The sequence below is a fragment of the Methylophilus methylotrophus DSM 46235 = ATCC 53528 genome (assembly GCF_000378225.1).
Lineage (GTDB): Bacteria > Pseudomonadota > Gammaproteobacteria > Burkholderiales > Methylophilaceae > Methylophilus > Methylophilus methylotrophus.
The window spans coordinates 283,298-304,242 of sequence record NZ_KB905142.1; the positions used below are offsets into that span (position 1 = coordinate 283,298).

Genomic DNA, 20,945 nt, shown 5'->3' on the forward strand with positions numbered 1-20,945 from the left:
ACTTAACCGCAAGCTCCGCAACGGGCCAGCCATTCCCGTCCTTTGAGCATCAGGTTCCAATAGACGCACGGTAACAAGTATTTCTTAAGCCACCAGGCAGTGCGGCGTGGCTTGGTGGAGTCCCAGGGGAACGTCGGCACGATTTTGCCGCCATAGCCGAATTCAGCCAGGATGATTTTCCCTTTTTCAACCGTTAGCGGGCAGGAACCATAGCCATCATAACGCGAAGGCAGTGACTGACCGGCGCGTAGTGCGAGCAGGTTTTCTGCGGCAATAACGACCTGTTTGCGCGCTGCCGCCGCTGTTTTTGCATTAGGTGTACTGGTGCAATCACCGACCCCGAAAATATTGGGATAGCGCACATGCTGCAAGCTGTGCTGATCCACTTCCACCCAGCCATCGGCATTGGCCAGCGGGCTTTGCTTGATGAAGTCCGGTGCGGTTTGCGGCGGGACCACATGCAACATCTCGAAGGACTTGCTGATGCGTTGGACGTTACCATCCGTATCTTTGACATTAAACCATGCTGTTTTGCCAGGGCCATCTACTTCAACCAAAGTCGTATTGAGCTTGAGGTCAACCTGGTATTTACGGATATATTGCATCAATGGCTCTACATACTCCTTGACGCCAAACAATGCTGGGGTAGAACTATAAAAGGAAGCCTTGACCTTGCCGAGCCTGCCTTTGCTCAACCATTCCGCACATGAGAGATAGAGGGCTTTTTGCGGCGCGCCTGCGCATTTGATGGGCATGGGCGGTTGTGTAAACACCGCTTCACCGGATTGCAGCTGCTGTACCAGTTGCCAGGTATATGGTGCCAAATCTACCCTGTAGTTCGAAGTAACGCCATTTTTGCCCAGGGTGTCGGTTAAGCCTTTAATGCCTTCCCAGTGAAGTTTCAGGCCAGCGGCGACCACCAGTTGCTGATATTTGATATTGCCTAGCTTGTCCGTTGTGACCTGTTGCTGTTCCGGATCAAAACTGGTGACTGCGGCTTGCAGCCAGGTAATGCCAGAGGGAATACACTCTGCCATCGGGCGCACGGTTTTCTGCACATCGAACTCGCCAGCACCCACCAGAGTCCAGGCAGGCTGGTAATAATGTTTTTCAGATGGCTCTATGATGGCAATATCAAGTTCGGGGGCACGTTTTTTCAGGCTGGCTGCAATGGCACAACCTGCGGAGCCACCGCCAACAATCACAATGTCAAAATTGGTTTTTTGCATGGAATGAAATTTTTCTGATTATTTGAGTGTATTTTTTGATTAATTAAACCAGTTTTTGACTTTGTTAAGCAGGCCTTCCTGTTCAGGCGGCTGGCTGCAGCAAGCGGGTTTGGCATTGGTGGACGCTGAGCCAGGCTGTGCATGTTGTGTCAGCTGATACACCTGGTTGGCACGGTTACCTGTCCGGCAAAAACCGAGTACAGGCCCAGGATGTGCATCCAGTAATGATTTAAGCTGCTGCCCATGTTCAGGTTTCACCTGGTTAGGCACAACCGGAATGTGCGCATAAGCCATGCCCAAGGCTGCTGCCTTTGAGGCGAGTTCGGTACTTGCGGGTTGCGAGTCTCCGCCTTCGCCATCTGGCCTGAAATTGACGACCAGTTTCACGCCTTGCGCCGCCAGCGTATCTAGGTCGGCTGTAGTTAACTGGTCACTGACGCGGTAACGCTGGTCTATTTCTTTAATTTCCATATGTTTGATTCCGTTTAGTTCTATGCACTTTTGAGACGGGGTGACGCTTCTTTCTGGCAAAACTCGTCATGCAATACCCGGATAACCGCTAAAGCGGCTGGACTGCCAATACTGTAATACACATTTTTGCCTTCACGGCGGGTAATCACAAGCTGTGCTTCGCGTAACACAGTTAATTGTTGTGACAGGCTGGGTTGCCTTAAATTCAAGCAGGCTTCCAATTCACTGACTGATTTTTCACCTTGCGACAACTGGCATAACAACATGAGCCGATCAGTGTTTGCCATGGCTTTCATGAGTTGGCTGGCCTGATCGGCAGATGCCCTTAATTGATCAAACAAATCCACCGCAATATCTGAAGTTTGCATAATACCCCTTGAAGATCATTTTATTTTTATCTTGTTTGTCATATGAGATTCCATCATAAACCTGTTGTCGCAGATTGTGTACGCTTTAACACTTATCTGATAAAGGATGGTAATGCTTTCAAATCAATTTATGATAAAGTTTGTCGCATAAAATGATTGCATGGTGGCTTGAGCATTGCCGTGACAATCGCAAAATAATCAATTGGGGATATTGGATGATGCAATCACTATCATGGATAGGCTTGTTTCCGGAACTTGAAGCGCTGGAAGAGCCTGCAAAAAAACTGCTGACGCAATATGCGCGTATTGTTGAAGCACCCATAGGCACCATAGGCTATCGTGAAGGCGATCACTGCAGTGGTTATGTGCTACGCCTTAAGGGTCGCTCCCGCGTGTATAAAATGTCTGCCAGCGGTCGTGAAATCGTCTTGTATCGCGTGAGTGCAGGCGAAACCTGTGTCATTACCACCACTTGCCTGCTGGGTAATAGCCAGTATCCGGCGTCTACTATTGTCGAAGAGCCGATTGAGGATGTCATCATTCCGGAGAACATTTTCCATAAGCTCATGATTGATTCGCCTGTGTTCCGGCAATACGTCATGCAAAATTATGGCGCACTGATCAGCGATTTGATTGTTTTATTGGACGAAGTCGCCTTCCAGACGCTGGATGCGCGTCTGGCCAAGTGCCTGCTGGATATGGGTAATAACACCATACAACGCACCCATCAGCAGATTGCCGATGAGTTAGGCACCGCCCGCGAAGTGATCAGCCGCCAGTTAAAGCGCCTGGAGCAAAAAGGCTGGCTGACCATGGGACGTGGTGTGATTGAGATCCAGCAGCGTGGCGAGTTGCTCAAACTGGCCAACAGTAGCCAGTAATCTGTATCGGGTCAGATACAAAACTTCACCTTATCTGATACATCTGGCGGTCATCTCCCGTGATTGAATGCTCGTTAACGAGGTAACTGCAACTTGCAGTCATTCACAAGAGGAGAAATAAAGTGCGTAAACTGATCGTATCCAGTGTAGTCATGATGGCTCTGAGCCAGAGTGCATTTGCCGGTGCTGAATATATAGACCGGGCCAGAGTGCTGTCAGTCGCGCCACAAGTGCAGCAGGTCAACCAGCCACGTCAGGAATGCCAGACTGCCTATGTACAGGAGCGAGTGTATGAGTCCAACCGTTCCAATACGGGGGCGATTGTCGGTGGCGTTGCCGGTGGTTTGCTAGGGAGTACCATCGGTCGTGGCAGTGGCAAAGTTGTCGCTGCAGCGGTCGGGGCGGGTTTAGGAGCGATCGTCGGCGACCGCGTGGGTAACCAGAATACTTATGGCAACGAACGCATCGTCAATCGTCCAGTTCAACAATGTGCCATGGTAGACCAATGGCAAACGGTGATCACCGGTTATATGGTGAATTATGAGTATCAGGGCCGCCAATATTCGACGCTGATGGACAGAAATCCTGGCCCGGTGATAGATGTGGCAGTGCAGGTCAGACCAAATATGATGCAGGTTCAGCCGATGCCCGCACCAGCTGTGTATCGCCCGGTAGTGATGAGAGGCAAAGGTCCGCGCCACCATCGCGATTACTGGTAATGAATCTCTGTGAGTAGCGCGAAGCCAGTCTCGGCGTCGCGCTTTTCTTTACAGGTTTAAGTAATCAGGCTTTTAACAAGACGATGACGGCACCGCTGCCACCGTCGTTGGCGCGGGCCTGGGCATAGGCAATGACTTCATCTTTTTGCATGAGCCAGTTACGCAGTTTGTGCTTGAGCACAGGTTCTTTGTTACGTGAGCCCAGGCCTTTGCCGTGCACAATGCGCACACAACGCAAGCCACGTTTTTTGCAATCCGCAATAAACTCAGAAACATACAAGCGCGCTTCATCGCTAATCAGGCCGTGGAGGTCTATATGTGCCTGTACGACCCAATGACCCCGACGCAACTTGCTCAAGACCATGGGAGATTGGCCTTCACGCAAATATAGCAATTCCTCGCCACTTTCGAGTTCGTGGGCAGGTATGTAGTGATCACTGAGTGAGTCGACCAGCGCCTGCTGTTCGTCACGGATGAGTTGGCGTGGAATTGGTTTCGGCTTTTTGGGCGTATGCAAAATGCGGTTTGTTTTCACCGGGCGCGCGCCTTTCACTGCTTCATAAAACAGTGAAAGATCATTTTCGTCTTTGTCCGGCAGCTCTTGTGACATAACACAATTCTAAAATAAAAAAGCGCACCGGGGTGCGCTTCTTCGTTGCAAACCTGAGAGTTTACTCGAGGCTGGTCAAATAGCGCTCGGCATCCAGCGCCGCCATACAACCGGTGCCCGCACTGGTCACCGCCTGGCGGTAAATATGATCCTGCACATCGCCTGCGGCAAATACGCCAGGGATATTGGTCGCCGTGAAATTGCCCTGACGGCCTGCCTGCGTGACAATGTAGCCGCCCTCCATTTCCAGCTGGCCTTCAAAGATTTGTGTATTGGGCTGGTGACCAATCGCAATAAATACACCTTTGAGCGGAATTTCTTTGGTATTGCCGGAGTTAACGTCTTTGAGACGCATGCCGGTCACACCAGTGTTATCGCCCAATACTTCATCCAGCGTATGGAAAGTTTCCAGTACGATCTTGCCTTCTTTAACGCGGTCCATCAGCTTGTCGACCAGGATGGCCTCAGCCTTGAATTTGTCGCGGCGGTGCACCAGGGTAACCTTGCTGGCGATATTGGCCAGATACAGTGCCTCTTCCACCGCCGTATTACCGCCGCCGATCACCGCAACTTCCTGGTTACGGTAGAAAAAACCATCACAAGTGGCACACGCAGACACACCTTTACCTGCAAAGGCTTCTTCACTAGGTAATCCTAAATATTTGGCAGAAGCGCCTGTGGCGATAATCAGGGCGTCACAAGTATATTCACCGTTATCACCCACCAGGCGAATCGGTTTTTCTTTGAGATGGGTAGTGTGGATATGGTCAAAAATCATCTCGGTGTTGAAACGCTCGGCATGCTGCTGGAAGCGCGCCATGAGCTCTGGTCCCATCACGCCATTGGCATCCGCTGGCCAGTTATCGACCTCCGTGGTGGTCATGAGTTGGCCGCCCTGGGCAAGGCCAGTAATCAAGACCGGGTTGAGGTTTGCTCGGGCCGCATAGACCGCTGCGGTATAGCCAGCCGGGCCTGAGCCAAGAATCATTAAACGGGCATGTTTTGTTGCCATGATGAGATTTCCAGTAGGGTGAATTATTTTTATATAGATGGGGATGGGCGTGTTTTTTTAAATGCCCATCCTGAAGATAAAGTGTTACAACATTATTCCAGCAGGCTACGCAACATCCAGGCTGTTTTCTCGTGCAACTGCAGGCGTTGTGTCAACAAGTCAGATGTAGCTTCATCTGATGCTTTTTCTGCTGCTGGGAATACACTGCGTGCCGTGCGGCAAACCGCTTCATGACCAGCCACTAGCTCGCGAATCATGTCATTTGCCTTGGGCACATCTACCGTTTCATCAATCGAAGTCAGTTTGGAGAACTGGGCATAAGTACCAGGCGCATAGACGCCCAGCGAACGGATACGCTCTGCGACCAGGTCTACGGCCAACGCAAGTTCGGTGTACTGGGTTTCAAACATCAGGTGCAGGGTATTGAACATTGGCCCGGTAACGTTCCAGTGAAAGTAGTGCGTTTTGAGATACAAAGTATAAGTATCTGCCAGCAATTTTGATAAGCCGTCTGCAATCTGGTGGCGGTCTTCGTTATTGATACCAATGTCCATGGATGTCTCCTTATTGTCGTTGAATGTATTTTAAAAGCTAGAATGCCTGCCTGCAATTTGATTTTGTTATAATCATTTAAGTTCACTCTTGCAAAGAAAGAGACAACATATTGTTTTTTAATAAGAAAAAAGTTGCTAACGTCCGTCTTGAAAAAGTTTCGACGGAAAAGCAATTGCGTGATGCCAGGCTCGTGCGGGAAGTCGCATGGATAGCCCTGGCTGCGCTCGGCGTATTTCTAGCCGTCATTTTAGCGACTTATTCGCATGAGGACCCAGGCTGGACCCATGCTGTGGGCGAGAATGACACCATACACAATGCCGGCGGGGCCGTCGGTGCGTGGGTCACGGATATTTTGCTCTCCCTGTTTGGTTTTTCATCCTGGTGGTTTGTGGTGCTGGCTTTTTTCTTTGTCTGGTTGATGTACCAGCGCCTGCATCTGGAGGCTACCGAGAAAACCGAGTGGTGGTTAAACGGTGTTGGGTTTGCGCTCATGTTGCTCGCTTCTGCTGCCTTGGAGTCCGGTCATTTAGTCAGCCTGCCAGCTGATTTCCCGCTCAAGCAGGGCGGGGTGATTGGCAGTGGCATTGATCACCTGTTACGTAATATGTTTGGCTTCGCCGGGTCCACTATGCTGCTGCTGGTATTGTTTGCCACGTCCTTTAGCCTCTTTACCGGTTTGTCATTGATCACCATGAGTGAAAAACTGGGGGAGTGGGTGATCCAGTTTTACCAGTGGGGCCTGCTCAAATACCAGGACTGGCAAGACCGTAAGATGGGGCGCCAGGCACTGCAGGCGCGTGAAGAGTTTGTGGAAGCTGAACGTAAACGCATCGAAGACCGTAAACCGGTCGAAATCACTGTGCCAGAGGTAACGATTGAGCCCAGTGAGCGTGTGGTCAAGGAAAAACAGGCGGTGCTGTTTGAAGCGATTGAGCAAGAAGGCTTGCCACCGCTGCATTTGCTGGATGCGCCTAACCAGTCAGTAGAGTTGCAATCTGCCGAAACGCTGGATTTCACCTCACGCCTGATTGAGCGCAAGCTCATGGATTTTGGCATTGAGGTGAAAGTCGTCACGGCACAGCCTGGCCCGGTGATTACGCGCTACGAGCTTGACCCCGCACCAGGCGTTAAGGGCAGCCAGATCACCAACCTGTCCAAAGACTTGGCGCGCGCGCTGTCTGTCATAAGCGTGCGTGTGGTAGAGACGATTCCGGGCAAGAGCTATATGGGCCTTGAGATCCCCAATCCCAAGCGACAGATCGTATCCTTGACTGAAATCATGGGCAGCCAGGCCTATGCCGATTTGAACTCTCCCATCGCCATTGCCATGGGTAAAGATATTGCCGGTAAGCCGATTGTGGCTGACCTGGCAAAAATGCCGCACGTACTGGTTGCAGGTACAACGGGTTCTGGTAAATCGGTCGCGATTAACGCCCTGATTCTGAGCCTGCTGTATAAGTCTGAAGCCAGCCGTGTGCGCATGATCCTCATTGACCCAAAAATGCTGGAATTGTCTGTCTATGAAGGCATTCCACATCTGTTAGCACCAGTGGTGACTGACATGCGCCAGGCGGCCAATGCGCTGAACTGGTGTGTGGCTGAGATGGAGCGTCGTTATAAATTAATGTCCACGCTGGGTGTGCGTAACCTGGCCGGCTATAACCAGAAAATCCAGGAAGCGAAAAAACAAGGGCAGTCGATTCCGCATCCATTCAGCCTGACGCCGGATGAGCCGGAGCCGCTGGATGAAATGCCTTTGATCGTCGTCGTCATCGACGAATTGGCCGACCTCATGATGGTCGTAGGCAAAAAGGTCGAAGAACTCATCGCACGTCTGGCACAAAAAGCCCGTGCGTCTGGCATCCACCTAGTGCTAGCGACACAGCGGCCTTCTGTGGATGTGATTACCGGCCTGATCAAAGCCAACGTGCCGACACGTGTGGCCTTCCAGGTATCAAGCAAAATTGACTCACGTACCATCCTCGACCAGATGGGCGCAGAAACATTGCTGGGACAGGGGGATATGCTTTACCTGCCGCCAGGTAGTGGTTACCCGCAGCGTATCCATGGCGCCTTTGTCAGTGATGGTGAAGTGCACAATGTGGTGAATTTCCTCAAGGCGCAAGGCGAACCAAACTATATTGAAGGTATTCTCACCAATGAGACCGAAAGCGCCGACATGGATGGCCTGGGCGGTGGGGATGTCAGCGCAGGCGGTGAAAAAGATCCACTTTATGATGAAGCGGTGGCGATCGTGCTTAAAACACGCCGCGCCTCGATTTCATCAGTACAGCGTCAACTGCGTATTGGTTATAACCGTGCAGCCAGGTTGATAGAGGATATGGAACGTGCCGGATTGGTCTCTGCCATGCAAAGCAATGGCAACCGTGAGGTATTAGTGAAAGCCGGAGGAGACCATGAATAAAGTAATTACCAACGTGCTGCTGGCGATATGCAGCGTCTGTGTCATTTCAACGGCATTGGCCGATGGTGTGGAAGATTTAAAGCAGTTTTACCAAAGCACCCAGGCCATGCGTGCCAATTTCAAGCAAACCGTGTTTGACCAGAAAGGCCGCAAGGTCCAAGAGGTCAATGGCACGATGCTCTTGCAGCGGCCTAACAAGTTTCGCTGGGATTACCAAAAACCCTATGAACAGCAAATCATCAGTGATGGCAAACAGGTGTTCCTGTTTGATGTCGACTTACAGCAAGTCACCGTGCGCACCGTGGATAAAGTGTTGGGTACCAGCCCGGCCGCCTTGCTGGCTGGCGGACCAAACGTGGAAGAAACCTTCCGCCTGAGCCGATTGCTGGATTTTGATGGCATGCAGCGTGTGCAGGCCAAACCCAAGCAAAAGGATAGCGGTTTTCAGGTCGTCATTATCTCGTTTGATCATAGTAAACTGGCTGAAATGCGCCTGGTAGATGCATTTGGGCAAAGCACACACATTGTTTTCTCAAACGTAGAAGTGAATCCCAGCCTCAACACCAACCAGTTCCTGTTTTCGATTCCCAAAGGGGTGGATGTCGTAGGCGAATAAACGCTTGCGCATCAATCATCATGTCCTCCCTGTTTGAACCACAAACACCTTCTTCTGTGCCACTGGCAGAGCAGCTGCGCCCCAAAACACTGGATGAGGTGGTTGGGCAGACTCATTTGCTGGGTGAAGGTAAACCATTACGCCGCGCGTTCGAATCCGGCAAACTGCCTTCCATGATATTGTGGGGGCCACCTGGCGTGGGCAAAACCACCTTAGCACGGCTGATTGCACAAACAGCCGATGCCGAATTTGTACCATTATCCGCGGTATTGTCTGGCATCAAAGATATCCGTGAGGCTGTCGAGCGTGCCGAGCTTACTTTGCAACAAACGGGCCGCAATACCATCCTGTTTGTCGATGAAGTCCACCGTTTTAACAAAGGACAGCAGGATGCCTTTTTGCCGTTTGTTGAAAGCGGACTGATTACTTTTATTGGCGCGACAACGGAGAACCCGTCTTTTGAGGTTAATAGTGCGTTGTTGAGCCGGGCACAAGTCTTTGTGTTAAATGCGCTCACTGAAGATGAGCTGGCAGAATTGCTTGAGCGCGGGCGGCTCAAGGTTGCACCAAATGTGACACTGGCTGACGAAGTCAAGGAACAGGTATTAGCCTACGCCGATGGCGATGCCAGACGCTTGCTCAACTTTGCCGAAGGGCTTTTTAATGGCGCGTTGGCGGCAAATGTTACCACTATCGATGAATCGTTTTTGCAATCAACGATGGCCAGCAAACTGCGCCGCTTTGATAAAGGCGGCGAAGCCTTTTACGACCAGATTTCCGCCTTGCACAAATCAGTACGCGGTTCCAACCCCGATGCCGCGCTGTACTGGTTTATGCGCATGATTGATGGTGGGGCAGACCCGCTATACCTGGCCAGACGCATTATCCGTATGGCCTGGGAAGACATTGGCCTGGCGGACCCACGTGCCATGCAGATTGCCAATGATGCTGCGGTGACATTTGAACGCCTGGGCAGCCCTGAAGGCGAGCTGGCGCTGGCACAAGCCGTGATTTACCTGGCCGTGGCGGCCAAGAGCAATGCCGGTTACATGGCTTACAACCAGGCCAAGGCATTTGTGGCACAAGATAAATCACGCAACGTACCCTTGCATTTAAGAAATGCGCCAACCAAACTCATGAAGGCGCTCGACTATGGCAAAGAATACCGTTATGCGCATAATGAGCCTGGCGCTTACGCCGCAGGCGAGCAATACTTCCCTGATGACATGGATCCGCCACAGTTTTACCAGCCCACACCGCGTGGATTGGAAGGTAAAATAGGGGAGAAACTTAATCAACTTAAAGACCTTGATCAGCAATACTTAAAAAGCAAAGCGAAAAAATAATGTTAGATATTCAACAGCTTAGAAATGATTTGGACAATGTGGTTGCCCGCTTGGCAGCACGTAAATTTGCTTTTCCGGCAGAAGAGTTCAAAGCGCTTGAAGCCCAGCGCAAAACCATCCAGACCAATACCGAGAATCTGCAAGCCAAACGCAATTCGGCTTCCAAGCAAATCGGTATCGCAAAATCCAAAGGGGAGGATGCAAGTGCGATTTTGGCCGAAGTCGCGGGTTTAGGCGATGAGCTGAAAGCCGCAGAAGCGCAGTTAAATGATATTCAGGCCAATATGCAGGCACTGATGCTCAATGTGCCTAACTTGCCACATGAAAGCGTGCCAGTGGGGCAGGATGAAACGCAAAACGTTGAAGTGCGCCGTTGGGGAACGCCGCGTAGCTTTGAGTTTGAGGTTAAAGATCATGCTGATGTAGGTGCGCCGCTGGGCCTGGATTTTGATACCGGTGCTAAATTGTCTGGTGCACGCTTTACCTTAATGAAAGGTCAGATCGCCAAACTGCACCGCGCAATTGCACAGTTTATGCTTGATACGCAAACCGAAAAACACGGCTATACCGAGTGCTACACGCCATATATGGTTAACCGCGAAACCTTGGTGGGTACCGGCCAGTTGCCCAAATTTGAAGAAGACCTGTTTGCGACACCGCATAATGACAGCAAGTTATACCTGATTCCAACTTCTGAAGTGACTTTGACTAACACAGTCCGCGACGAGATTGTGCCGTTGGATATACTGCCCATTAAACTGACTGCCCATACCCCTTGCTTCCGTTCTGAAGCGGGTTCTTATGGTCGCGATACCAAAGGCATGATACGCCAGCATCAGTTTGATAAAGTCGAAATGGTGCAGATCGTCCATCCTGAAACCAGCTATCAGGCATTGGAGGAAATGGTTGGCCATGCCGAAGCCATTCTGCAGGCGCTGGAGTTGCCATATCGCGTGGTTTCGCTATGTACTGGGGATATGGGCTTTGGCGCAGCCAAAACCTATGACTTGGAAGTCTGGCTGCCAGCACAGAATACGTACCGTGAAATCTCTTCAGTCTCTAATTGCGAAGCCTTCCAGGCGCGCCGTTTGCAGGCCCGTTTCCGTAATGCTGCGGGCAAACCTGATTTATTGCATACCTTGAATGGTTCTGGACTGGCTGTGGGCCGTACGCTGGTGGCTGTACTTGAGAATAACCAGAATGCCGATGGATCGGTGACGATTCCTAAAGCTTTGCAACCTTATATGGGCGGCAAGACCGTCATTACCGCCTGATTCATCCCTACGCAGTGTTCAAGATGCCCTGGCCAACAACCAGGGCATTTATTTTTATGTTTCACATGGTATCAATTTCTTCGATAAATATTTATAAGGTAATTTATGTAATTATTTGATTTTTAAAGTTAAAAAATAATGTTTTTATTTAACATTTTTTTCGTTTATGATGCCTGAAACAAACAAAATAAATTCAGGGTGGATAGATGAGGCTAAGCAGCCAGCATTTTGTCTGGGCGATAGGTGGCTTGTGCGCGCTGCACAAGATTCCATTTGATGCTCAATTGCTGATTCGCAGCTTTGTCCCACCTTATGATTTAACTTCTCTGCAAACTGCCTTGCAGTCTTACGGGTTCAAAGTCGGTGTTGAAACACTAGACTTGCATGATATCCATCCAGCCGTATTCCCCGTTCTAACGTTTCTAAAAGAACCTGCCAACACTGAGCCTTCGCTCGAACAAGATATAGAGGATACAGAGAAAGAGGAGTTATTAAGCTTAGCTATCGTTCTTAAATGCGACAAAGAACGAGTGCTGTGGATTAAGACTGGTACTGAACAACCAGAAACCATTGAGTATTCAGCGTTTGCTGCACAAATCACAGGTCAGGTGTTATTGACCTCTAAAAGGCATGATTCCAATCAAACTGCTGCAGAACTTGAAGCGCAAGCTAGTCCGCAATCATCAGCAGCAAAATCAGAAACTTCCCAACGTCCTTTTGGCTTTAAGTGGTTTATTCCAGAGCTACTCAAACACAAGACTGTATGGCGTGAAATCCTCTTAGCGTCCCTTGCCATTCAAATAGTGGCGTTGGCTACTCCACTGGGAACACAAGTCATTATTGATAAAGTGGTGGTTCACCATACGACCAGTACCTTAATCGTCGTTGCCATCGCACTTGGTATCTTCATGGTCTTTAACGCCATCATGAGTTGGGTGAGGCAATACTTGGTATTGCACACTGGCAATCGTATTGATGCAGTTCTAGCTCATAAAGTGTTTGGCCATCTGCTACATCTGCCCATGCGCTATTTTGAGCATAGGCCTACTGGGACATTGGTTGCCAGGTTACATGGGGTAGAAACCATTCGGGAATTTCTGGCTGGCTCGTTGATTACTTTGCTGCTCGACTTCCCATTCTTAATCGTCTTCCTGGCGATTATGTTTTGGTATAGCTGGCAGCTCACTTTAATCAGTCTGGCAAGTTTGACATTGATTACCCTTGTCAGCTTGGCTGTGACACCTTTACTCCGTAAACGACTTAACGAGCAATTCCTGCTCGGCGCAAGAAATCAGGCATTTCTCACTGAATATATCTCAGGGATGGAAACGGTTAAAGCCCTGCAACTAGAACCCCAGCTAGAACAGAAATACGGTGATTATCTTGCCACCTACCTCAACAGCACATTCACTGCCAAACAACTCTCCAACAGCTACAACATCACCGCCAATACTTTAGATCAACTACAAACCCTAGCTATTCTTTGCGTGGGAGCATGGATCGTCATGCATAACCCAGAGTTCACCATCGGGATGCTGGTCGCTTTCCAGATGTTTAGCGGAAGACTTTCGGGTCCGGTATTAAGGCTCGTTGGTATGTATCAGGAATTCCAGCAGGCAGATATTGCAGTGAAGCGTCTAGGTGATTTAATGGATGCCCCAACAGAGCCTTATTCACTCATCCCAGCCAGAGCAAACAGTATTAAGGGGCAACTCGACTTTGAGAGCATCAGCTTTAGATATTCAGAAAATCACCCTTGGTTGTATCAACAACTGAATATCAATATCAAACCACAAAAGTGCACAGTGATCATGGGGCCTAGTGGTTGCGGAAAAAGCACACTGGCTAAGCTGATGCTTGGGTTTCTGCAACCACAAGAAGGCAGTATCAAGCTTGATGGCAAAGACATCCGCTACATGAGTGCTAATGAGTTGCGCAATGTGTTTGGTGTAGTCCCACAAGAGACCACACTGTTCTCGGGCACGCTTTATGAGAACCTAACGCTAGCAAACCCACATGCAAGCTTTGAGCAAATCATCATGGCTTGCCAATTGGCGGGCATACACGAAACGATTGAGCAACTGCCCCAAGGTTACCAAACTCCATTAGGTGAGCATGGCATTGGGTTAAGTGGTGGACAGAAGCAACGAATTGCAATTGCTAGAGCGCTACTCAGACAGCCGAACATCCTGATATTCGATGAAGCAGTCAGCAATCTTGATCCTCAAACTGCTGAACAGTTTGCGCAAACGATTAATAGGCTTAAAGGCAAGATCACCATTATCTTCATTACTCATCAATTGCCCAAAAACTTGCTGGTGGACGATGTGATACGGCTTAATTGTCTTAATCAAAACACAACGCTTTCTTCTACAAGAAGCGAATAAAAAGACTTTCGTGAATATGCTAGATGCAATTAATTTTGATTTCTTAAAAAACTCAAATCATAACTATGAAAAATAACCTAACCCCTTTCTTTCTTATTCTATTTTTTACTAGCATAACTTGCCTTACTTCAAGTGCAGATGTGGCGAATAGAAATAGTCAGTCAGTCCGGTATATAGACAATCAAAGTTTTGATGGGCAGTCTTTTTTTAAAGATAACAATATTTGGGTATATAACGAAAAGTTTGCCGATAGTTTTGGAATGCCTTCTGTAGGGGTCGATCAGAAACTTAAAGGAGTCGAAGCAGCAGCTTTTCGTATCGAAGATGCCAATTACAAGTTATGTGGTATAGCCGGGAAAGCTGAGAATTGTAAGAAAACTTTTCGCTGTATGCTGGATGTTTACATTGATGAGCAGAAATTTCATTTACCTTGGTTAAATGAGCAGCTATCTGATTATGAAGCAAGATATACCTCATTAAGATGGTTGAAAACTCAATCTGAATTTCCTTTAAAAGGAAATCCTCCACAAGGAATGCAGAGGTCAATTGCGAATGTTAGCGCTCTCGGCATATGGGGAGATAGGGATTCGAAGTGGGAGGCTTTTTTTGTTAGTGATGAAGGGCTTCCTTCAAAAGGATCGGTATCTGGAGCGAAGGTTGTCGCTGGTTTTAAGAGGAATGCGATTAATGGGCTGACGTTAATAAGTTTTGACCAAGGCTGCTCACGGAGTAAAGAGAAGAGTACCGTAAATTATTATTTGGATAGTCGTAGAGACTTAACAAATCAAGGCCTGATCAAGCGCTATTTTGAATTTGAATTGCCATGGTCATTTATCACTCAAGTAGATGGCTTGCTAAATTATAAGAGCAGTGAAGAAAGTGCTTTTTACAAAAGGATATTTGAAAGCCAAGTAAAAAACTAAACAAAGAAATATAAAAGGAGAAGCTAAATGGCAACACTGCAAAATAACTCTCAAATAGCTGAGTTAGCTGTTTTTGTTTATGATAAAGACAAACTATCTAATCAAGCTGCACCTGAAGGTTGGGCATTTATACAGGGCATGCAGGATGGGGGATTTGCTGCTGCTGCCTATAAAAATATTATTACCGGCGAAGTAGTTATCTCTTATCGAGGCACAGATGGTGTTACAGATATCATTCCTGATTATGCAGTTAAGCTAGGTCAGTGGAATGACCAATTCACTTTGGCAGCTCAATTCGCTAATCAAATTAGGAATATTCCGGCGCTTGAAGGCTCCCCAATTTATGTAACTGGGCATTCTCTTGGGGGAGCAATGGCTCAAATCATAAGCCAAATGTTTGGTTGGGATGGGCTGGCAATAGATCCTGGTGCAGGTGGTCGTATCGTACAAACTTCACAATTCCATGATTTGTCGCTCCAATTAACAGGAACTTATAACGGTCTTGGAATCCCTAGCACTTTCACCAACTATATTGTTACAGATAGTCTTGTTTCAAATCAAACTGGCTTTCATATCGGGCAAACTCAATATGTTCCTGCTATGTCTTTTGGATGGTCGAATTTGGGTGTAGGATTGGTCGGCGCACTCTTAAATCCCTTATTGGGGGTTTTGGCAGTCGCTGGGTCCGATCAGTTTGGAAATAGACATGCTAGTTCTCAAATCGCTCAAGTATTACGCATGTTAGGAGCGCTTGAGGATAGTCCTGACGGTAGCAGTATCTTCACGCCTGGATATAGCTTAGTACCTCAGCAAGGAAGCTACACTGATAATTTAGGTCAAACGCAGATTCGAAATATTTCCGACCAATTAGTTGTGAAAGATTCGTTAGGATTTACTCGAGCCATTCTAAAGTTTAGTGGTGATATCGATTCGCGTGTTTTAGAAGTTCTGACACCTGATGGACAAACTCGAACTATTCAAGTTATGGATAGAGGTGTGTCATCTGTACTGACACCAGTTAGCTATGTGACTGATGGGTCTACTAACTCAAGCGTGACTATAACCACCTCTACAAGCACAACTAATACAACCCCTTCAGGATCAGATGGAACACCGGTTAGTGCAGATAACAGCACCCTTTATAATAACGGTGTAGGACATGTTACAGGCCTTGGGAATGTAAATACCGCAACAGGTACATATGCATTTATCAATGAGTTTATCTCAGATGGTTTTAGACCCGGTAACTTTAATTTAAGCAACAATGGATATTTGTTCGATTTTAGCTCAATAGATTTTATTGGATACAACACTGGTGGTTTATCTATTGGAGCTAATGCTTTCAATAATGCATCTATTTGGTCTCTAAACTATCAGAGATGCGTTGCAATACCATGCGCTCACATTACGCCGTATTGATGCTGAGTTGAGTGGACTTTCATTCCGTCGCAACCAGGGCGATGATGTACAGCTATTCGATAAGGTGAATGCAGCTTACCTGGCGAATATCCGTGCCTATCAAGATGATCTTTCTGCTGAGGTTGCGAGCAAGCGGAAAGCCCAAAGTGATTTAGCAGGCTCTCAAGAAATTCAACGCAAACTAGAGCAGACCCTCCCATCATATAAAGCGCAAGAAGCTTCCTATGAGGAGTTGGGTAGAGATGGGTTTGCCGGGCAACTCATGGTGGATGAGAAAAAACGTTTCCGCATTGAAACGGAGCAAGACCTGGAAGCGCAAAAGCATAATGCACAATCCATCCGTGCGACGATTGCCCAAGCAGATCAAAGGCTGGCACAAATTCGTTCAGACTATCGTCAAAAGCTCGAAGCCGAAAAAGTCGCTACGTTTACCGAAGAGCAAAAACTCAAACAGGACTGGGCCAAGCAGTCTCATAAAAATGGGTTGTTACGGCTCAAAGCACCGCAAGCGGGTATTATCAAGGACTTGGCTACACACACGCCAGGCACTGTCGTATCGCCTGGTACTGTGCTCATGACGCTTGTCCCAGTGCACGAGACGCTCAATGCCGAGGTCTGGATCAAGAACGAAGATGCAGGCTTTGTGCATGAAGGCCAATCCGTCAAGTTAAAACTGACCGCTTACCCATTCCAAAAGTACGGCATGATTGATGGTGTTGTGCAACAGGTTGGCGCGGATGCGACCGAGCAGAATCAGCAACGTAACAATGCTTCTGAGGAAACAAGAACACTCCTGCCTGCCAGTTACAAAACTTTGACCAAACTCTCAATGCAGGAATTGAAAGTGGACGATAAGGTGCTTGAACTCAACCCGGGTATGCAGGTATCTGCTGAAATCAAACTCGCGGACCAGACCGTGATGGAGTATTTGCTCTCCCCAGTGAGAAAAGCCTTTCACGAAGCAGCAAGAGAGCGCTGATGTAGTTTGCACCTCACATTCAACTGCCACAATTATTACAAGAAGCTCCAAAATGCTGAATCGTACCCAAACATTCTGTTGCCTGTTAATATCAGCCATCTCTGTTGTATATGCTGATACATACACATACTCACCTGAGCAAGCCCAATCAGACCAACAAGCGGTCAACAGATCGCAATCATCACTGAGCCTCAAAGACATCTATCTGTTGGCGTTAGCGAATGATCCGACATGGGCAGCTGCCAGATATGAAAATGTGGGAGCGCAAGAAAAGCTAGTGCAAGGCAAAGCTTTGTTGTTACCTACGATTAACCTGAATGGCAATCTCAACCGTTCTAATACCAATATTCAATATACCGGGCAAACGGTCTTTAATAACAATAACCGCTCAGAGCGCTTTAATACCTTAAGCTACGGTATCAATATCAACCAACCGCTGTACCGTAAACAGAACTACGTCCAGTACGAAGCCTCCCAGCTAGAGGTGAATGAAGCAGACCTGCAATTACAGCAAGATCGGCAAGATGTGCTGATGAAAGCGGCACAAGCCTATTTTGACGTGCTTTTAGCACAAGATAAGCTGGTCTTGAATCATGCGCAAAAAGATGCGATTGCCATTCAACTGGCACAAGCCAAAGCTAATTTCAAAAATGGGGTGTCGACCATCACTGATGTGGATGAAGCGCAAGCCAAATATGATGTGGTGCAATCGCAAGAAATTGCTGTGACCATTGAGATCGAAAACAAGAAACAAGCTGTAAAGCTACTGACCTCTCGCTACCCCAGTAGCCTATATGGTATCCAAGCGAATATCCCACTTCAAAACCCGGAGGCCATCAAAGGTGCACAGAGTACATCTACGCAGTCTGCTTTGAATCAATGGCTGGATTTGGCTTTGCAAAACAATCTTACGGTACAGCTTAAAAAAATTAGCTATGATCTGGCGAACAAAGCGGTCGAGCTCAATACCGCCGGTCACTTGCCTACCTTGGATGCGGTAGCTAATTACACCAGGACAGATGCAAATGGCGGTATCAATGGCTTTGGTAGTGATTTAAATAACACTACAGTCGGTTTGCAATTACAAATTCCGCTCTACCAAGGTGGCGCTGTGAGTTCTAAAGTTAGAGAAGCCGTTGCCAAACAACAAAAGGCACAAGAGGAAATTGAAGCTGCACGGCGTAAAGTCGAGCTCGATACCAAACAGGCCTATCTGGAAATCACCAGCAGCATCGCCCAAGCGCATGCCAACGAACAAACCTTACGTTCGGCACAAAGCCAGCTGACCTCGACGACCAAGAGTTTCAAGCTCGGCATCCGCACCAACGTTGATGTGCTGAATGCACAGCAGCAGGTATTTAATGCCAGACGCGAATTGCTGCAAACGCACTATACCTATCTGCTAGGCTTACTCAAACTCAAATATAGCAGCGGTTTACTGAGTGAAGATGATCTGGATGAGGTGAATCAGTGGCTGGAATCTTAACTCAATCACTTTGAAATATTTTTTAAGATGCCTTGGCTAACAACCAGGGCATTTTTATATCTGCGATCTTGTATGGGTCTACACCGGGGTCGTAAGGCGGGAAGTATTTTTGCATGATCTGGTAGTAGCTCCTGACCAGCTCGGTATAAATCACGGGCGCGCCACAGCTGCAATAACCGTGTCTGGCATTCACATAATAAGCCGGGTCGTTAAGTAACTGGTAACCACGTTTTACATCGGCCCAGCTGTCAGGGTTGAGCCCCAGTCGTTGCGCGATGATGCGTGCATCTTCAAGATGGCCGACACCATTGTTGTAGGCAGCAAGGGTCATAAACGTGCGGTCCGGCTCGGGAATGCGCGTTGGGATACGGTCTTTCATCCATAGGAAAAATTTGGCCCCGGCAACGACACTTTGTTTGGGATCCAGGCGGTCAGAGACATTCATCATGTTGGCGGTTTGCTCTGTCAGCATCATGAGACCGCGTACATTGGTCGGGGAGGTGCTGTAGTTGTCCCAGTGTGATTCCTGGTAACTGAGGGCGGCCAATAAGCGCCAGTCGATGTCAGTGATTTCCTGTGCGTTCTTGAAAAGGCGTATATATTTGGGCAGCAGTGTTTGCGATTTGCTCAAAAATGCGGTGATATCTACTGGTTTCAGTCGCTTGGTATAACCGTGGTAGCGGTCAAGTAAGTTACGCAAAGTACCGTCTTTTTCAATTTTCTTGAAAAAGGCTTCCACCTGTTTGAGCCGCTCCTCATCGTTTAATTTATTGAGCGCCCACGCGATTTTGTCCGCTTGTCCCAGCATCATGCCGGCATCCAGTTGAGGATAGTTGTATTGCATGATGGCAAGCAGGTGATTATCTGCCACAGTAAAATCGATTTCGTTACGCGCTACGGCTTCAATCAGTTGTTCTGAACTGAGCTTGCCAGATTCTCTCCAGGTCAGTGCAGGAAATTTGGACTGTAATTCACGCATACGCTCTACAAAGCTGGTGCCTTTGGGTAGCACGATGCGTTTTTGTAATAGTGACTCAGCCTTACCGGGCTCTCTGTTGTTCTCCCGGTTAAACACGACCATGGATTGCACTTGGTTGAATGCCGGGCCGAACAACACCTGGCGTTTACGCGCAGCGGTAATGCTGATATCAGCTGCAGCAATATCGGCGTCTCCTCTGAGCAAGGTAGGAAATACCTTGTCAAAACTATCGACGACGATAAACTTGAGGGAATAGGGGGGACCTAAAAACTCGACAAAACGTTTGGCAAGGTCGTATTCCAGCCCGGCGTAATTGTTTTGACTATCAATAAAGTAAGTGCTGGGGCTGTTAATGGTCACAAACCGGATGGTATATGGATCTGGTTTGGGTTTTGTAGGCGCGAGCTGCTTAGGCGTATTGCTGTCACTACAGCCGAGAAGCCCAGCAAACAATACAGCCAGCATGGTTTTAAGCCATCTCACGTGCCCTGACTTGCCTGGAGAATACTGCATCAATACGAACGCTTAAACGCGCGTTTCAATCTTGCCTTGATCAGCAATCAGGATAGTGTCTGCAAGGTGAGTGAAAATGCCATGTTCCACCACGCCGGGGACATTATTGAGCAATGCATTCAATGCATGAGCATCCAGGCTGGCATCAAAACGCATGTCCAGTACCAGGCTGCCATGGCTGGTTATGCACAAGCCATCTTTAGCGGCATTCGGCCGTAAATCACCCACACCACCAATCGCCTCAATGCTGCGCTTGGCCGCCTGCCAGGCAAAGGGCATGACTTCAATTGGAATCGGATAGTGGGTGCCTATGCGATCCACGAGCTTGCTTTTGTCGGCCACCACAATAAACTGTTTGGCTGCCTTGGCTAGCAGTTTTTCCATGACCAGATCATAGCCACGGCCTTTGAGCAGGGTATTGTCGGGCGTGATTTCGTCAGCGCCATCCACATAAAGGTCTATTTGACTCAGTTGGGCAAGGCTGAGCACGGTCAGGCCAACGCTTTGTGCTTTGATCATGCTGATATTTGAGCTAGCAACGGTGGTCACCCGCAGATTTTCTGTTTTCTGGCGCTCAGCCAGTGCTTCAATGAAGTAGTTGGCTGTAGATCCTGTTCCCAGGCCTACAATCATCTCGTTTTTGACGTAGCTGGCAGCTTCCAGCGCGACGGCTTGTTTGTCGTTCATGTTTATTCTCCGTGCTGCATTTTATTCGCTCGGGCGTCCATGGTGTCATTGCATGACAGCCAATCG

At 48.3% G+C, this 20,945-nt stretch carries 19 protein-coding genes; 11 read left to right on the top strand and 8 right to left on the bottom strand.

From position 1 onward, the window contains the following. Positions 1-2: 2 nt before the first annotated feature. From F463_RS0107885 to F463_RS0107895, 3 genes are read right to left on the bottom strand one after another with little or no spacing between them, the layout of a single operon-like run. Complete coding sequence (locus F463_RS0107885; protein WP_018986528.1) at positions 3-1,229, bottom strand: NAD(P)/FAD-dependent oxidoreductase; 1,227 nt, start codon at positions 1,227-1,229, stop codon at positions 3-5. 39 nt (positions 1,230-1,268) lie between these two features. Further along, positions 1,269-1,700: a protein tyrosine phosphatase family protein gene (locus F463_RS15170; protein ID WP_018986529.1), complete on the bottom strand. Its 432-nt coding sequence runs from the start codon at positions 1,698-1,700 to the stop codon at positions 1,269-1,271. Positions 1,701-1,720: 20 nt separating this feature from the next. Continuing rightward, positions 1,721-2,068, bottom strand: a complete 348-nt coding sequence (locus F463_RS0107895; protein ID WP_018986530.1) for an ArsR/SmtB family transcription factor — start codon at positions 2,066-2,068, stop codon at positions 1,721-1,723. 215 nt (positions 2,069-2,283) lie between these two features. Between F463_RS0107895 and F463_RS0107900 the strand changes: the two genes are divergently transcribed. Together F463_RS0107900 and F463_RS0107905 are read left to right on the top strand one after the other, a co-directional pair. Next, positions 2,284-2,949, top strand: a complete 666-nt coding sequence (locus tag F463_RS0107900; protein ID WP_018986531.1) for a Crp/Fnr family transcriptional regulator — start codon at positions 2,284-2,286, stop codon at positions 2,947-2,949. A 122-nt stretch (positions 2,950-3,071) separates the two neighbouring features. Further along, positions 3,072-3,668, top strand: coding sequence for a glycine zipper 2TM domain-containing protein (locus F463_RS0107905; protein WP_018986532.1), 597 nt, complete (start codon positions 3,072-3,074; stop codon positions 3,666-3,668). A 64-nt stretch (positions 3,669-3,732) separates the two neighbouring features. Here F463_RS0107905 and F463_RS0107910 read toward each other — a convergent pair whose 3' ends face one another. The 3 genes from F463_RS0107910 to F463_RS0107920 form a co-directional block, all read right to left on the bottom strand. Beyond that, the gene (locus F463_RS0107910; RefSeq protein WP_018986533.1) at positions 3,733-4,278 is read right to left on the bottom strand and encodes a Smr/MutS family protein; all 546 of its coding nucleotides are present in this window, start codon (positions 4,276-4,278) and stop codon (positions 3,733-3,735) included. A gap of 61 nt (positions 4,279-4,339) precedes the next feature. After that, entirely contained in the window at positions 4,340-5,290 is a 951-nt protein-coding gene (gene trxB / locus F463_RS0107915; RefSeq protein ID WP_018986534.1) for a thioredoxin-disulfide reductase, read from the bottom strand. A gap of 92 nt (positions 5,291-5,382) precedes the next feature. Continuing rightward, the gene (locus F463_RS0107920; RefSeq protein ID WP_018986535.1) at positions 5,383-5,844 is read right to left on the bottom strand and encodes a Dps family protein; all 462 of its coding nucleotides are present in this window, start codon (positions 5,842-5,844) and stop codon (positions 5,383-5,385) included. A gap of 110 nt (positions 5,845-5,954) precedes the next feature. On the opposite strand from F463_RS0107920, the gene F463_RS0107925 reads away from it, so the two are divergent. From F463_RS0107925 to F463_RS0107965, 9 genes are all read left to right on the top strand, one after another. Continuing rightward, positions 5,955-8,270 (top strand): DNA translocase FtsK, encoded by a 2,316-nt coding sequence (locus F463_RS0107925; protein ID WP_018986536.1) that lies wholly within the window; start codon positions 5,955-5,957, stop codon positions 8,268-8,270. Continuing rightward, on the top strand, positions 8,263-8,886 hold the full coding sequence (lolA, locus tag F463_RS0107930) for an outer membrane lipoprotein periplasmic chaperone LolA (RefSeq protein ID WP_018986537.1): 624 nt from the start codon (positions 8,263-8,265) through the stop codon (positions 8,884-8,886). Before F463_RS0107925 ends, lolA begins: the two co-directional genes overlap by 8 nt. 20 nt (positions 8,887-8,906) lie before the next feature. Further along, positions 8,907-10,232: a replication-associated recombination protein A gene (locus F463_RS0107935; RefSeq protein WP_018986538.1), complete on the top strand. Its 1,326-nt coding sequence runs from the start codon at positions 8,907-8,909 to the stop codon at positions 10,230-10,232. Then, entirely contained in the window at positions 10,232-11,506 is a 1,275-nt protein-coding gene (gene serS / locus F463_RS0107940) for a serine--tRNA ligase (RefSeq protein ID WP_018986539.1), read from the top strand. The genes F463_RS0107935 and serS overlap by 1 nt, the downstream gene beginning before the upstream one ends. Before the next feature lie 206 nt (positions 11,507-11,712). After that, positions 11,713-13,893 carry a peptidase domain-containing ABC transporter gene (locus tag F463_RS0107945; protein WP_018986540.1) on the top strand — a complete coding sequence of 727 codons (2,181 nt, stop codon included), beginning with the start codon at positions 11,713-11,715 and terminating at the stop codon, positions 13,891-13,893. Positions 13,894-13,958: 65 nt separating this feature from the next. Then, complete coding sequence (locus F463_RS0107950; protein ID WP_018986541.1) at positions 13,959-14,816, top strand: hypothetical protein; 858 nt, start codon at positions 13,959-13,961, stop codon at positions 14,814-14,816. Between the two features lie 27 nt (positions 14,817-14,843). After that, complete coding sequence (locus F463_RS0107955) at positions 14,844-16,235, top strand: alpha/beta hydrolase family protein (protein WP_018986542.1); 1,392 nt, start codon at positions 14,844-14,846, stop codon at positions 16,233-16,235. Beyond that, a complete protein-coding gene (locus F463_RS14205) occupies positions 16,201-17,214 on the top strand; it encodes a beta-barrel domain-containing protein (protein ID WP_018986543.1) in 1,014 nt (337 codons plus the stop codon). Before F463_RS0107955 ends, F463_RS14205 begins: the two co-directional genes overlap by 35 nt. Before the next feature lie 52 nt (positions 17,215-17,266). Further along, positions 17,267-18,700: a TolC family outer membrane protein gene (locus F463_RS0107965; RefSeq protein ID WP_018986544.1), complete on the top strand. Its 1,434-nt coding sequence runs from the start codon at positions 17,267-17,269 to the stop codon at positions 18,698-18,700. Positions 18,701-18,722: 22 nt separating this feature from the next. On the opposite strand, the gene mltF is transcribed toward F463_RS0107965, so the two are convergent. Both mltF and rpiA read right to left on the bottom strand, forming a co-directional pair. After that, positions 18,723-20,192, bottom strand: coding sequence for a membrane-bound lytic murein transglycosylase MltF (gene mltF, locus F463_RS0107970; RefSeq protein ID WP_026295434.1), 1,470 nt, complete (start codon positions 20,190-20,192; stop codon positions 18,723-18,725). 12 nt (positions 20,193-20,204) lie between these two features. Beyond that, positions 20,205-20,879 carry a ribose-5-phosphate isomerase RpiA gene (gene rpiA, locus F463_RS0107975; RefSeq protein ID WP_018986546.1) on the bottom strand — a complete coding sequence of 225 codons (675 nt, stop codon included), beginning with the start codon at positions 20,877-20,879 and terminating at the stop codon, positions 20,205-20,207. Positions 20,880-20,945: the final 66 nt, after the last annotated feature.